Origin of the sequence: Siccirubricoccus sp. G192 (assembly GCF_019084075.1) — a bacterium.
GTDB lineage: Bacteria > Pseudomonadota > Alphaproteobacteria > Acetobacterales > Acetobacteraceae > G192.
In genome coordinates, this window is the sequence record NZ_JAHREN010000001.1 from 500,496 (window position 1) to 514,531 (window position 14,036).

Below are 14,036 nucleotides of genomic sequence, written 5' to 3' on the forward strand. Positions count from 1 at the left end.
TGCTTCGGGTGTTTCCACCCGCGGCGATGCTGCTCTAGGAAGGCCGGGATGGATCATTCCTCCCCGCCCGATGGCAGGCGGCCGCTTTCCGCCGAGGGCGCCTCGCCCGCCATCGCCCAGTGGTTCGCTGCCAAGGCGCAGCACCCGGATGCGCTGCTCTTCTTCCGCATGGGCGATTTCTTCGAATTGTTCTTTGCCGATGCGGAAGCGGCGGCGGCGGCGCTGGATATCGCGCTGACCTATCGCGGGGAGCATCAGGGCCAGCGTGTCGCGATGTGCGGCGTCCCCGCCCATAGCCATGAAAGCTACCTCGCCCGCCTGATCCGCCGCGGCTTCCGGGTGGCGATCTGCGAGCAGATGGAGACGCCGGAGGAAGCCAGGCGCCGCAAGGCCCCGACCCTGCGTCGGGAGGTGGTGCGGCTGGTGACGCCCGGCACCATCACCGAGGAGACCCTGCTGGAGGCCGCCCGCCCTGCCTGGCTGCTGGCCCTGGCGCCGGGCGGGGAGGGGGAGCTTGGCGCCGCCTGGCTCGATGTCTCGACCGGTGGCTTCGAGACGGAGAGCCTGGCGCGCGCCGATCTCGGCGCCCTGCTGGCCCGGCTGGAGCCGGCCGAGGTGCTGGCGCCGCCGCCGCTCGCCGGCGACCCGGCGCTGGCCGGCGCCCGCGTCTCGGAGGCCGCATTGCCACGCGACGGCGCCCGGCTGGTGGCGGAGGCCTTCGGCGTCGCCACCCTGGAAGGCTTCGGGCAATTCGGCCCGGCCGAGGTCGCGGCGGCGGCCATGGCGCTCGACTATGTCCGCACCACCCAGCGCGGCGCCTTGCCGCACCTGTCCCCTCCCGTGCCACGCGGCGCCGAGGGTGTGCTGGAGATGGACGCCGCCACCCGCCGCAGCCTGGAGATCCTGCGGGCCGAAAGGGGCGGGGCGAAGGACTGCCTGCTCGGCGCCGTGGACCGCACCATCACCGCCGCCGGCGCCCGCGAGCTGGCCGCCCGCCTGGCCGGCCCGCTGGCCGAGGCCGAACCGATCGCCTCCCGGCACGATGCGGTCTCCGCCCTGCTGGCCGCGGCGCCGCTCCGCGCCGCCATCCGCGCGGCGCTGCGCGGCGCCCCGGACATGGCCCGCGCCCTGGCCCGGCTCTCGCTCGACCGTTTCGCGCCGCGCGATCTGGCGGCGGTCCGGGACGGGCTGGCCCGCGCCGCCGCCATCGCGGAGGCGCTGGTGGAACCCGGCGGCCTCGCCGCCGTACCGCCGCTGTTGCAGGAGGCGGGGCGGGCGCTCCGGCCGGCCAGGGACCCGGCGCCCGAACTCGCCCGCGCGCTCGCTGAGACCCTACCGGCGCGGCTGGAGGAGCCGGGCCTGGTCGCGCCGGGCTATGACGGCCAGCTCGATGCGCTGCGGCGGCTGCGGGACGATGCGCGCGGCGCCATCGCCGCCTTGCAGCTCGACCTGGCGCAGGCCTGGGGCGTCGCGAGCCTGAAGATCCGCCACCACCAGCAATTCGGCTATCTGGCGGAACTGCCCGCCGCGGCGGGGGAGAAGCTGCTGCGCGACGCCCCGGCCAAGGCCACGGGCGAATTCGCCCCGGTGCACCGCCAGACCATGGCGAATGGCCACCGCTTCACCTGCGCGGCGCTGGCCGGGCTCGACCGCCGCCTGGCCGAGGCGGCGGAGGGGGCGGCGAAGCGGGAGAGGCTGATCGCCCGCCACCTGCGCGAGCTTTGCCTCGCCGCCGCGCCCGGCATCACCCGGGCGGCGGCGGCACTGGCGGCGCTCGATGTGCATGCCGCCGCCGCCGAGCTGGCCGCCGAGGGCGGCTGGTGCCGGCCGGAGATCACGGAGCGGTCGGATTTCGCCGTCACCGCCGGCCGCCACCCGGTGGTGATGGCGGCGCTGGCCCGCAACCGCGGCCCGGCCTTCGTGCCGAACGACTGCGACCTCTCGCCGGGGCGGCGGCTCTGCCTGCTCACCGGCCCGAACATGGCCGGCAAATCCACCTTCCTGCGGCAGAACGCGCTTTTCGTGGTGCTGGCCCAGGCCGGGTTCTTCGTCCCCGCCGAGGCGGCGCGGCTCGGCCTGGTGGACAGATTGTTCTCTCGTGTCGGGGCCGCCGATGACATTGCCGGCGGACGCTCCACATTCATGGTGGAGATGGCCGAGACGGCGGCGATCCTGAACCGGGCTGGCCCGCGCAGCCTGGTGGTGCTGGATGAGGTCGGGCGCGGCACCGCCACCTGGGACGGTCTGGCGATCGCCTGGGCGGTGCTGGAGGCGCTGCACGACCGCATCCGCGCCCGCACCATCTTTGCCACGCATTTCCACGAATTGACGGCGCTCGCGGGCAAGCTGCCGGAATTGGCGCCCGCCACCATGCGGGTCCGGGAATGGAAGGGAGAGGTGGTGTTCCTGCACAGTGTCGCGCCGGGGGTGGCCGAGCGGAGCTGGGGGCTGCATGTGGCCCGGCTCGCCGGCGTGCCGCGCGCCGTGCTCACCCGCGGCGCGGCGGTGCTGGCGGCGCTGGAGGCGCGGGCCCGCGGCCTCGACCCGCTTTCCGATGAGCTGCCGCTCTTCGCCAGGCCCGCCACGCCCCTGGGCACGCCCCTGGCCGGGGCCGCCCCGCTGCCTGACCCACACCCCGTCCTGGCGGCGCTGGCCGCGCTCGACCCCGATGCGCTGTCGCCACGGGAGGCGCAGGCGGCGCTCTACCGGCTCCGCACCCTGCTGGAGGCCGATACCGTGGCCGGCGGAGCGGCGGCGCAAGGTGGGACACCAGCATTTGAGGATGGTGCTGTCCCCCGCGCGCCACAGGGACTAGGCTGTCCTGAATGAGCAGCACGGCCGCCCTCCCCGCCAGGCCGTCGGCGCAGCGTGTCCCCGCGCTGGCCGAGGCGCCTACCGTAATTCCCGACCTCATCGCCGAACTCACCGGCCGCACCGGCCCCCCGGCCCGCCGGGATGTGGCGCTCGACCTGCTGCGGCGGCATCTCGGCCGCATCCAGGGCACGGTGCAGGAAGCCTTCGAGGCGCATCAGCTTTCCGGCCTCGCCGCCGCCCGCTGGCTGGCGGCGCTGACCGACGGGGTGATGGTGGCCATCCATGCCTATGCCCTGGCCATGGTGCCGCCGCGCAACCCGGCCGAGGCCGCCGAGGCCCCCTTCGCCCTGGTCGCCACCGGCGGCTATGGCCGCGGCGTGCTGGCGCCCTATTCCGATATCGACCTGCTCTTCCTGACCGAGGAGGCCGCCGGCCCGCGCATCCAGCGGGCGGTGGAATTCGTCCTCTACATGCTCTGGGACCTCGGCCTGAAGGTCGGCCACGCCACCCGCAGCATCGAGGACTGCATGGAGGAGGCGGCACGCGACAGCACGGTGCTCACCGCGCTGGTGGATGCCCGCTTCCTGGCCGGCGAACGCCCGGTCTTCGAGCGGTTCGAGGAGGTCTTCACCCGCACCCGGCAGGAACGCGGCCTCGGCCCCTTCCTGGCCGCCAAGCGGGCCGAGCGCGCCGCCCGCCACGCCCGCTACGGCGACAGCCCCTATCTGGTGGAGCCGCATGTCAAGGAAGGCCAGGGGGGCCTGCGCGACCTGCAGACCCTCTACTGGCTCGCCCGCTATGCCTTCGGCGCCCAGCGGATGCCGGACCTGGTGGGGGAGGACAGCCCCGGCGGCGGGCTGCTGACCGAGCATGAGGCGCGCGCCATCCGCCGCGCCTGGAACTTCCTCTGGACCGTCCGCTTCCACCTGCACTACGTCGCCGGAAGGGCGGAGGAGCGCCTGACCTTCGACTTCCAGCCGGTGGTGGGCGCCCGCATGGGCTATACCCCGCGCGGCCGGCAGGACGGCGTCGAGCGCTTCATGAAGCACCTGTTCCTGACGGTGCGCGACGTGCTGCGCCTGACGCGCGTGCTGGAACCGGCGATCGAGCGCGCCGCGCTCGGCCCACCCGCGGTGCGGCGGCAGGGCGATGCCGGGCTGGCCGAGGCGGGGCTGGCGCTCGCCGATGGCAAGCTGGTGGCGGCGCCGCCCAACCGGGACTTCTCGCGCGAGCCGGTGCTGATGCTCCGCATCCTGAAGGCGGCGCGGGACCGCAAGCTCGACATCCACCCGCTGGCGGTGCGGGCGCTGATCCGCAATGCCTTCCACGCCGCCGCGCTGCGCGGCCAGCCGGAAGCCAATGCCCTGTTCCTCGACCTGCTCACCGGCCGCGACGCGGCGGTCTGGCTCAGGCTGATGAACAAGACCGGGTTCCTCTCACGCTTCATCCCGGACTGGGCGCGGATCGTCGGGCTGATGCAGTTCGACACCTACCATGTCTTCACCGTCGACGAGCACACGATCGAGGCGATCAGCGTGCTGCAGCAGCTGGAGGCCGGCAGGCTGGGCGAGGCCACGCCGGTGGCGAGCGAGCTGGTGGACCAGTTGCAGTCGCGCCGCGCCCTCTATGTCGCGGCGCTGCTGCACGACATCGCCAAGGGCCGCGGCGGCGACCATTCCGAACTCGGCGCCCGCATCGCGCAGGAGATCGGCCCGAAGCTCGGCCTCACCCAGGAGGAGACGGAGACCGTCTCCTGGCTGGTGCTGCACCACCTGCTCATCAGCCAGACCGCCTTCAAGCGCGACATCGAGGACCCCAAGACCATCCTCGACATCGCCGACCTCGTGCAGTCCCCCGAACGCCTGCGGCTGCTGCTGGTGCTGACGGTGGCCGACATGCGCGCGGTAGGCCCCAAGGTCTGGAACGGCTGGAAGGCCACCCTGCTGCGGGAGGTCTATTGGCGCGTGGCGGAAGTGCTGGCCGGCGGCCTCTCGGTGCCGGAACGCGACGTGCGCGTGGCCCGCGCCCGCGAGGCCGCCGCCGCCATGCTGGCGGGCTGGCCGGCGGCGGACCGGGAGCAGTTCCTGGCGCGCGGCTATCCCGGCTACTGGCTCTCCTTCGATGCCGAGACGCATGCCCGCCACGCCGCCCTGATCCGCGAGGCGGAGGCCACCGGCGCGCCGCTGACGGTCCGCACCCGCGTGCTGGAAGCCCGCGCCGTCACCGAGATCACGGTCTATGCCGCCGACCATCCCGGCCTGTTCAGCCGCATCGCGGGCGCGCTGGCCGTCGCCGGCGCTAGCATCGTGGATGCGCGCATCCATACGCTGACCAACGGCATGGCGCTCGATACCTTCTGGGTGCAGGACGCGGCCGGCGGCGCCTTCGACCAGCCGCACCGCCTGGCCAGGCTTTCCGTGCTGATCGAGCAGTCGCTCTCCGGCCGGCTGCGCCTGGCGGAGGAGATCGCCAAGGTGCGGCGGGAGCCGGCCAGGCTGCGCGCCGTCACGGTGCCGCCGCGCGTGGTCTTCGACAACCATGCCTCCAATACCCATACCGTCATCGAGGTGAATGGCCGCGACCGGCCGGGCCTGCTGCATGACGTGACGGCGGCGATCAGCGAGCAGGGCCTCCAGATCGCCTCCGCCCATATCACCACCTATGGGGTGCGGGCGGTGGACGTGTTCTACGTGAAGGACGTGTTCGGCCTGAAGGTCGAGAACGAGCGCAAGCTGGCCAGCCTGCGCCGGGCGATGGAGGCGGCGCTCGACCCGCCCGGCGGCGAGGGCGGGGGCGGCGCGGCGACCCGCGTGGTGTCGGAGCAGACCTAGCTAGCCACGCCGCCTTTCCGGCAGCGCAACCAGGATGCCGCCCGCCGCGATCACCAGCGCGCCGAGCAGCGCGGCCGCGTCCGGCCAGTCGTTGAAGACCAGCAGCCCGGCCAGGGTGGCCCAGACCAGCTGGGTATAGGAGAGCGGCGCCAGCAGGCTGGCCGGCGCCCGGGCATAGGCCAGCACCAGCAGCCCATGCCCGGCGCCCCCCAGCACGCCGAGCAGAACCAGCAGCGCCCAGTCCCCGCCCGAGGGCCAGGTCCAGACCAGGGGCTGCACCAGGCTGGTGGCGAGGGTGGCGGCGAGGCCGGTATGCAGGATGGTGGTGCGCGGATCGTCCACCGCGGCCAGCCGCCGGGTCAGGATCTGGTAGATCGCAAACAGCAATGCGGTGCCGAGCGGCAGCACCGTCGCCCAGTGCATCGGCGCGCCGCCGGTGAGGAAGGGCGGTTGCAGGGCGATCACCACCCCGGCCAGGCCGATGCCGACGCCGAGCCAGCGCCGCCAGCCCACCCTCTCCCGCAGCCAGGCCGCCGCCAGCGCCACGGTCAGCACCGGCGAGGCGAAGCCGACCGCCGTGGCATCCGCCAGCGGGATATGCGCGAGCGCGGTGGAGAAGAGCAGGTTGCAGGCGGCCAGCAGCAGGCTGCGTACCGCCTGCAACCCCGGCGCCCGCGAGCGCCAGGGCAATTGCCCGGTGATGAGCCGCATCGCCAGCGCCATCGCCAGCAGGCTGAACAGGAAGCGCGCCCACATGAGCTGCGGCACCGCGTAGCGCGCGGTCAGCAGCTTCACCAGCGTGTCCATGGCAACGAAGAGGGCGAGCGCCGAAAGATGCAGCGCGATCCCGGCAAGCCGGCTGTTCATCAGCCGGCGAGGATTTCAGTCATGCCACCAGCATCGCCGCCCCCGCGCGGCGCGCCAAGGGGGGCGCCGCGCGGTTCAGGTCAGGCGGCGTCCTCGCGCCGGTCGCGCGCCTTCACATAGGCCACCGCGGCATGGTCGGTGCAGTAGGGCTTGCCGGTCAGCGCCGCGGCTTCGCAGAAGCGGGATTCCGGCGTGCCGGGCTCGCCCAGCGGCCAGCAGCAACTGCGGGTGGAGAGCCGCGGGAAGGGCCGCACCACGGCGCTGGCGGCCGGGGCGTTCTGGGTCGGCGCGGCGGCCGGCATGCGGGCCGCCGCCGGGGCGGAGGCCAGCGCGGGTTCCGGCCGCCGCGGGGCAGCCTCGCGCGGCGCCGGCAGGCGGCGGGACTGCGGTACGGAGGGCGCCCCGGCCGCGCCCTCGGCCTCGCGCCGGATCGGGCTCGGCCGGGCCGGCAGGTCCAGCCGGTGCGCCTTGCCGACCACGGCATTTTTGGAGATGCCCATGCGGCGGCCGATCTCCGCCGTGGAATGGCCCTCCGCCCAGAACCCGCGCAGCTGGTCGATTGCTTCGGCCGTCCAGTCCATGTGGCTCTCCCTGACCAAGACCCGCTAGATCTTGTCGCCCTCTAGATACGGTAGGGCAACGCGGTGGAGGACCACAAGTTCTGGACGCAACGTGGACGCGAAAAGCTGTGGAAAAGCCCTTCGCGCCCGGTTTTTCCGGGCAATTGGTATCCTGTAGGCCGCTGCACGGCTCCGGCCCGGTTCAGAACAGCAGGCCCTTGCGCAGCATGCCATGCACGCCCTTCTCGCCATTCACCGTCTGGGTCACCCGGAAGTCCACGGCCAGGCTGCAAAGCTGGTAGGCATCGGCCGGCGAGAGATTGGCGCGGGAGGTGATGAAGCCGATCATCTCGCGCAGCGCGGTCTTCATGGCGATGTCGAGATCCTCGTGCATCCCCATGCTGATGAAATGCGTGGCTGTCTCGGCCCTGGGATAGCGCAGCACCGGGTCCGTGGCGCCGCCGCCCTTCTCCAGGTCCAGGCGGAAATGCCCGGTGAGGCAGATCTCCAGCGCATTGATGCAGACCTCGCCATCGCCCTGCACGCCATGCCCGTCGCCGGCCGAGAAATTGGCGCCCGGGACGAAGACCGGGAGGTAGAGCGTGGCGCCCTCGCCGAGTTCCTTGTTGTCGAGGTTGCCGCCATGCGCGCGCGGCTCCTTGGTGGAGATCTGGCCCCATTCCTCGGGCGGCGCCACGCCCATGACGCCGAAGAAGGGGGCCAGCGGCAGGGTGATGCCGGGCCCCACCGGCACCTTGCAGGTGCGCGCGGCGCGGTCCACCGGGATGTGCAGCACGCGCTTGTAGGGGAAGTCCTCCGGCAGGGTGCCGCCGAGCGGGCGGAAGCCGCAGAAGCCCCAGTCGCAGCCGAATTCGATCTTCTCCACCTGCACCCGCAGCGCATCCCCCCGGCTCGGCGCCGCGCACCGCCACGGGGCCGGTGAGGATATGCGGGCCGAGCCGCGGCGCGCCGCCCTGGATGGCGCGCAGCCGCTCCGGGATGGCGAAGGGGCTGCCGGCGGGCGGCATCTGGTCCAGGCCGCCGGAGACGCATTCCAGCACCACCAGGTCGCCGGGATCGACCGTGGCGACTGGCGCGAAGCCGGCATCGAAGGCACCCCAGCGGACATTGTCGAGAGTGGGCGCGATGTGGTGGGTGGCGGGCATGCGGGGTTCCTCTGCGGGACGGGCGAGGCATGGAAGGCAAGGGACGCGCCGCGGTCAATCCACCGCCCCGCCCGGCAGCCTCTCCCGCAGCACCCGCTGGTCCTCCGGGCAGATGTGGGCGAGGCGGCGGTATTCGGCGGGCGCGTCGATCTCGCGATGCGCCGCCTCCCGCTTCGCCCGCATCGCCGCCAGGGCGGGCTCGATGGCGCGGCGGAGGCTGGCCTGCAGCGCCGCCATCGCCTCCTGCTCGGTGCCGCCGCGGCCCGCCGCGCCGGCGGCCCAGCTTTCGGCGGCGGCGCGGGCGCGGCCGGCGGCGGCGCGCAGCGTGCGGCGGTTCACCGCGACATGCCGGCGCTCATGCGCCTCCACCTCGCGGAACAGGCAGGTGCCGGGCGGGATCTCCTCGGCGATGCGGATCAGGTGCTCGGCCTGCACCAGGGTCAGCGTCACCTGGTCCGGCGTGGCGCAGACGCCGCGATGGGTGCTGAGCGTGCGGGCATTGATCTCGCTGTGCCACTCGACGCGGGAGATGGTGAGCGCCAGGTGGTGCAGGGTGGCGCTGCGCGGCCGCCCGGTTTCCGCATGCAGCGCGTCGATGCCGAGGCTGGTGTCCAGCACCGGCTCCGGGTCCACCACCGAGAGCCGGATGCGCGGCTGCCGTGGCGGGCAGGCAGGCCCGGGCATGGCTGTGGCAGACTGGGCTGCGGGGACCTGGGACGCGGCGGCCGGCGCCTGGGGCGCCTGCGCCAGGGCGGGCGCGCCGGCCAGCCCCAAGGCCAGGCCGAAGCCCGCCGCGGCGCCGGCGCGCCTCAGAGCCATCCCTTGCGCTTGAAATACAGGATCGGCAGCACCGCCGAGACCACCATCAGCGCCAGAGCCAACGGATAGCCGAGTGGCCAGTGCAATTCCGGCATGATGTCGAAATTCATGCCGTAGATGCTGGCGATCAGGGTCGGCGGCATCAGCGCGACCGAGGCCACGGTGAAGGTCTTGATGATATTGGTCTGCTCGACATTGATGATGCCGAGCACCGCATCCAGCAGGAACTGCGCCTTGCTGTTCAGGAAGGTGGCGTGTTCCACCAGGGAGCGCACGTCGCGCACCAGGGTCTTGATGACCGCCTGGTTCTCCTTCCTCACCGTGGTCGCCTTCTCGGCGCCGACGAAGGTGAGGATGCGCGAGAGGCCGAGCAGGGTCTCCGAGGCACGGGTCGTCACCTCCCCGACCTGGCCAAGGGTGATCAGCGTGTCCTTGAGGTCGGCATCCCGCGCGGTTGCCTTCGTCTTGGCACGGGCGCTGCGGAAGGCGGTCTGGGAGGCGCGGTCCATGTCCGAGCCGATGCGTTCCAGGATATCGGCCAGCCGGTCCACCACCTGCTCGAAGAGGTGCAGCATCACCGCATCGGGGGGTCGCGAGCAGCGTGGCCGGGTTGCGCTGGCAGCGGGCGCTGAAGACGCTGAAGGCGCGGGGCGTGGCATAGCGCACGGTGACGAGGCTGGCATTGTTCAGCACGAAGGAGATGGCGGTGGAGCCGTATTCGCCATTCTCCACGCCATAGAGGAAATTGGCCGTCAGGAAGAGCGTCTCGTCCTCCTTGTAGAGGCGGGATGAGCTTTCGATCTCCTGCATCTCCTCGCGGGTCGGGATCTCCAGCCTGAGCGCGTCCTGCACCCGCCTCTCCTCCTCGGGCGAGGGGCTCAGCAGGTCGATCCAGACGGCACGCCGCAGCGCGGCTTCGTCCTGCGCGCCCTCCCGCACCGCGAGCTGGCCGTTCTCGACGGTATAGGTGGTGAGCATGGCGGGCTCCCGGCCAGTCGGGGCTCAATCCCGGGTCCCGGGCTTCTACCCGGCGCCCGGCCGCAAGTCACCCCCGGCGGCGCGGGTGGCCTGGCCCGGTGCTTGGGCAGGCGCCACGGCGGCTACCCGGAATGCGGCAACGGGGAGGAGGCCGGGATGCGGAACGGGGTGTCGCGCCGCGCAGCGCTGGCGGCGGCGATGCCGGGCGGGCGGCCGGGCCGATCCGGCTGGTCGTCCCCATGGCGCCGGCGGCGGCACCGACTTGTGGGCCGCGCCATCGGTGAGCGGCTGGCGCACGACCTCGGCCAGCCCGTGGTGCCGCAAGGGTTGATTGCGGCCCCTCCCCGGCTTGGCGATACTGCCGGAGCCAAGCTGCGGAGGAGCGCATGCCGCCGCCCGAATCCGCCGCCCGCGATGCGGGTGGCCGTTTCCTGGCGAGAGGGACACCGAAGCCGGTGGCTCCCCCCGCCGGGGCCGAAAGGCTGGCGCGGGCGGCTACGTGGTTTCCTCTGGAGCGGCGTCGTGCTGGGCGGCCTTGCCCTGGTTGGCGCCGCGGTGTCGGACACGGTGAAAGACCAGGCGAAGGGACTGTTCGGCAGCGCCCTCTCCGGCACCTCGCAGGAGGCTTGCGCGGTCCGCGAATGGTGGGCGCGCAATTTCCGGCAGCGTCCCGGCGCCGGACCCGGGCCGCTTCCGCATCCTGGTCTCCCGCCTGCACCATGACGACGGCAGGCTCAGCCAGCAGGTTGCCGCGGCCTTCACCGGCGAGCGTGGCTTCCGCGTCGTCACCACCTGCCGCAGCATCAGCCTCGATGGCGAGGACCGGTTCGAGGCGGAAACCGAGGCCGAGCGGCTGGCCGAGGCGCTGCGGGCCGGGCGCGGAGCGGATCTGATCGTCTGGGGCCAGGTGGCCGATGCCGGCGCCGGGGCGGTGCGGCTGTGGTTCTCGGCGCCTTCGGTCCGGCCGCGCATGACGCGCGAGCCCTGGAAGATCGAGCAGGGCAGCCTGCGCGGCGAATTCCAGGCGGGAATTCGCCCTGGCGCTGCAGGCGGTGGCACTGGCCTCGGTGCCGCAGGGCGACGAGACCCGGGGGCGGGCAATTGCCGACCTCCTGCGGCCGCGCCTGCCACGGCTGCGCAGCCTGCTGGCGAACCCGCCCGCCGCGCTCTCGGCCGAGGAACAGGCTTCGCTGCGCCGGAGCCTGGCCTTCGGTCTGGTGACCTATGGCGATCAGGCAGGCGACAATGCCGCCTTGCGGGAAGCAGTTGCGCTGCGTCGCCAGGGGTTGCTCGACCGTCCCCGCGAGCATGTGCCGCTCGATTGGGCAATGGCGCAGCACAACCTCGGCTTCGCACTGGAGACGCTCGGAGGACGGGAGAGCGGGACGGCCCGGCTGGAGGAGGCTGTGGCGGCCTATCGGGTGGCGCTGGAGGAACGGACGCGCGAGCGGGTGCCGCTCGACTGGGCGGCGACGCAGAACAACCTCGGCAATGCCCTCTGGAGGCTCGGGGAGCGCGAGGGCGGCACGGCGCGGCTGGAGCAGGCGGTATCGGCCTATCTGGCGGCTCTGGAGGAGTACACGCGCGAGCGGGTGCCGCTCGACTGGGCGATGACGCAGAACAACCTCGGCAATGCGCTCTGGGCGCTTGGCGAGCGGGAGAGCGGCACGGCGCGGCTGGAGGAGGCTGTCGAAGCCTACCGGGCGGCTCTGGACGAGTGGACGCGGCAGCGTGTGCCGCTGCTCTGGGCAACGGCGCAGAACAATCTCGGAAGCGCGCTGTCGGGACTCGGGAAGCGGGAGAGCGGCACGGCGCGGCTGGAGGAGGCGGTGGCGGCTTATCGGGCGGCGCTGGAGGAGCGGACGCGCGAGCGGGTGCCGCTCGACTGGGCGGCGACGCAGAACAACCTCGGCACCGCGCTGACAACGCTCGGTGAGCGGGGGGAGCGACACGGCGCGGCTGGAGGCGGCGGTCGTGGCCTACCGGGCGGCGCTGGAGGAATACACCCACGAGCGGGTCCCGCTCCTTTGGGCGGTGACGCAGAACAACCTTGGCAATGCACTGGAAACCCTCGGCGAGCGGGAGAGCGGCACGGTGCGGCTGGAGGGGGCGGTGGCGGCCTATCGGGCAGCGCTGGAGGAGCGGAGGCGCGAGCTTGTGCCGCTCGACTGGGCAGCGACGCAGAACAATCTCGGCAACGCGCTGTTGACGCTCGGCGAACGGGAGAGCGACACGGCAGGGCTGGAGCAAGCGGTCGCTGCCTACCAAGCGGCGCTGGAGGAATACACCCGCGAGCGGGTGCCGCTCCACTGGGCCATGACGCAGAACAACCTCGGCAACGCCCTCCAGACGCTCGGCTCGCGCGAAGGCGGCACGGCGCGGCTGGAGGAGGCGGTAGCGGCCTATCGGGCGGCGCTGGAGGAGAGGATGCGCGAGCGGGTGCCGCTGGACTGGGCGACGACGCAGAACAACCTCGGCACTGCGCTGTGGAGTCTCGGCTCGCACGAGAGCGGCACGGCGTGGCTGGAGGAGGCTGTCGAAGCCTACCGAGCGGCGCTGGCAGAGCGGACGCGCGAGCGGGTGCCCTTCCTCTGGGCACAGACAATGGAAAACCTTGCCCTTGCCGAAGAGACGCTTGGCGACAGGACCACTGGCCGCGCCCAGCTTCAGGCGGCACTTACCGCCTGCGAGGCGGCGCTGGAGGAATATCGCCGTGCCGGCGCGGCCTTCTACATCGAGAAGGCCACCCGCCTGCACAAGCGCTTGCAGGAAAGGCTTGCCTCCGCACCATCTTCTGAACTACAGGAAAATAAACCTGACGATCCAGCCTGGGTCCTGCCCTCCAAGCCCTCCGAATAAAGCGCCGAATTCTAAAAATCCAAAATCCCGGCAGCCGAATTCGGCAGCAGAATTAAACGCCTGCCGCCGACCTCCCGCTCCCGGTTTTTAGCCGGTTTTAGCTTTCAGCCCTCCTCCCTGAGCACCTTGGCCGCCGCCAGCAGCGCCCGCTCATACCGCGCCCGCTCCTTCGCCGCGCTCTCCTCGGTCCAGGTCCAGAACCCCTGCCCGGTCTTCGGCCCGAGCTTCCCTTCCTCCACCAGCCGCGCCAGGGTCGGGCTCGGCTCCGCATTCGTGGCCAGCGAGGGGTAGATCGTGCGCGCCGCCGCCAATTGCGTCTCCAGCCCGGCGAGTTCCTTCTGCATGATCGGCCCGGCGGCGAGGTAGCGGAAGCCGAAGGCGTAGCGCACCGCGTTGTCCACGTCCTCGGCGCTGGCCAGGCCGGAATCGATCACCGCGAAGGCTTCCCGCATCAGCGCGTGCTGGATGCGGTTCGCCAGGAACCCCGGCACATCGCGCGCCACGCGGATCACCTTGCGGCCGAGCCCCGCCATGATCTCCGCCAGCCGGTCGCAGGCGGCGCGGTCGGTGTATTCGCCCTGCACCACCTCGACCCCCGGCACCAGATGCGCCGGCAGGAAGAAGTGCAGGTTCGCCATGCGCTCCCGCGTCGCGCAGCCCTCGGTGATGTCGGTGATGCGGAAGCCGGAGGCATTGCTGGCGATCGGCACCGCGGGCGGCACCAGCCGGTCGAGTTCCGCGAAGACGGCGCGCTTGAGGTCGAGGCGTTCCGGCACCGCCTCCACCACCACATCCGCATCGCCGAAGCCGACATCGGCCAGGCTCGCCACCAGATCCAGCGCCTCCACCCGCGCCGGCTGGCCCCCGAGCTGCGCGATCGAGGCGCTGACGCGGTCGAGCCGCGCGGGCCAGGCGGCGCGGTCCGGCTCCACCGCCGTCACCCGCCAGCCGCCGGCCAGGAAGATGGCGGCGATGTCGCAGCCCATCAGGCCGAAGCCGATGATGGCGGCATGGCCCGGCGCGGGCGTCGGATCGGCGGCAGGCTCGGTCATGGTGTCTCGGTCCCGTCTGGTTGGCGGGCCGGAGACTAGACCACAGTCCTCCGGACTGTGATCCAGTCTTTGCAGGAGCGGCCAACTTTG

Annotated in this window: 9 protein-coding genes and 2 pseudogenes; 5 read left to right on the forward strand and 6 right to left on the reverse strand. The window is 72.4% G+C overall.

The window, feature by feature from the left end; translation table 11 throughout:
* Positions 1-48: 48 nt before the first annotated feature.
* Both mutS and KSF81_RS02310 read left to right on the forward strand, forming a co-directional pair.
* A complete protein-coding gene (gene mutS / locus KSF81_RS02305) occupies positions 49-2,829 on the forward strand; it encodes a DNA mismatch repair protein MutS (protein ID WP_217377561.1) in 2,781 nt (926 codons plus the stop codon).
* The gene (locus KSF81_RS02310; protein WP_217377562.1) at positions 2,826-5,645 is read left to right on the forward strand and encodes a [protein-PII] uridylyltransferase; all 2,820 of its coding nucleotides are present in this window, start codon (positions 2,826-2,828) and stop codon (positions 5,643-5,645) included. The genes mutS and KSF81_RS02310 overlap by 4 nt, the downstream gene beginning before the upstream one ends.
* On the opposite strand, the gene KSF81_RS02315 is transcribed toward KSF81_RS02310, so the two are convergent.
* The 3 genes from KSF81_RS02315 to KSF81_RS28880 all read right to left on the reverse strand — a co-directional run bounded on the left by KSF81_RS02315 (position 5,646) and on the right by KSF81_RS28880 (position 7,964).
* Entirely contained in the window at positions 5,646-6,512 is an 867-nt protein-coding gene (locus KSF81_RS02315) for a DMT family transporter (RefSeq protein WP_217377563.1), read from the reverse strand.
* Between the two features lie 80 nt (positions 6,513-6,592).
* Positions 6,593-7,093 (reverse strand): GcrA family cell cycle regulator, encoded by a 501-nt coding sequence (locus KSF81_RS02320; protein WP_217377564.1) that lies wholly within the window; start codon positions 7,091-7,093, stop codon positions 6,593-6,595.
* Between the two features lie 181 nt (positions 7,094-7,274).
* Positions 7,275-7,964: an acetamidase/formamidase family protein gene (locus KSF81_RS28880; RefSeq protein WP_309139448.1), complete on the reverse strand. Its 690-nt coding sequence runs from the start codon at positions 7,962-7,964 to the stop codon at positions 7,275-7,277.
* A gap of 388 nt (positions 7,965-8,352) precedes the next feature.
* Here KSF81_RS28880 and KSF81_RS28885 point away from each other — a divergent pair, with 388 nt between their 5' ends.
* Positions 8,353-9,126: a hypothetical protein gene (locus KSF81_RS28885; RefSeq protein WP_254453324.1), complete on the forward strand. Its 774-nt coding sequence runs from the start codon at positions 8,353-8,355 to the stop codon at positions 9,124-9,126.
* On the opposite strand, the gene KSF81_RS28890 is transcribed toward KSF81_RS28885, so the two are convergent.
* On the reverse strand, positions 9,048-9,632 hold the full coding sequence (locus tag KSF81_RS28890; RefSeq protein WP_254453325.1) for a CorA family divalent cation transporter: 585 nt from the start codon (positions 9,630-9,632) through the stop codon (positions 9,048-9,050). The genes KSF81_RS28885 and KSF81_RS28890 overlap by 79 nt on opposite strands.
* A 94-nt stretch (positions 9,633-9,726) precedes the next feature.
* A pseudogene (locus KSF81_RS28895) lies at positions 9,727-10,035 on the reverse strand (magnesium transporter); the annotation flags it as partial.
* 1,328 nt (positions 10,036-11,363) lie between these two features.
* Between KSF81_RS28895 and KSF81_RS31815 the strand changes: the two are divergent.
* Positions 11,364-11,879: pseudogene (locus KSF81_RS31815) on the forward strand (tetratricopeptide repeat protein); the annotation flags it as partial.
* An 88-nt stretch (positions 11,880-11,967) separates the two neighbouring features.
* Positions 11,968-12,894, forward strand: a complete 927-nt coding sequence (locus tag KSF81_RS02350; protein ID WP_217377566.1) for a tetratricopeptide repeat protein — start codon at positions 11,968-11,970, stop codon at positions 12,892-12,894.
* A gap of 104 nt (positions 12,895-12,998) precedes the next feature.
* On the opposite strand, the gene KSF81_RS02355 is transcribed toward KSF81_RS02350, so the two are convergent.
* On the reverse strand, positions 12,999-13,946 hold the full coding sequence (locus tag KSF81_RS02355; protein WP_217377567.1) for a 3-hydroxyacyl-CoA dehydrogenase family protein: 948 nt from the start codon (positions 13,944-13,946) through the stop codon (positions 12,999-13,001).
* Between the last annotated feature and the right edge of the window lie 90 nt (positions 13,947-14,036).

Excerpts from the sequence above, each read along its gene's own strand:
- KSF81_RS02310 (WP_217377562.1), top strand. The coding sequence starts at position 2,826 with ATGAGCAGCACGGCCGCCCTCCCCGCCAGGCCGTCGGCGCAGCGTGTC.
- KSF81_RS28890 (WP_254453325.1), bottom strand. The coding sequence starts at position 9,632 with ATGCTGCACCTCTTCGAGCAGGTGGTGGACCGGCTGGCCGATATCCTG.
- KSF81_RS02315 (WP_217377563.1), bottom strand. The coding sequence starts at position 6,512 with ATGAACAGCCGGCTTGCCGGGATCGCGCTGCATCTTTCGGCGCTCGCC.
- mutS (WP_217377561.1), top strand. The coding sequence starts at position 49 with ATGGATCATTCCTCCCCGCCCGATGGCAGGCGGCCGCTTTCCGCCGAG.
- KSF81_RS02320 (WP_217377564.1), bottom strand. The coding sequence starts at position 7,093 with ATGGACTGGACGGCCGAAGCAATCGACCAGCTGCGCGGGTTCTGGGCG.
- KSF81_RS02355 (WP_217377567.1), bottom strand. The coding sequence starts at position 13,946 with ATGACCGAGCCTGCCGCCGATCCGACGCCCGCGCCGGGCCATGCCGCC.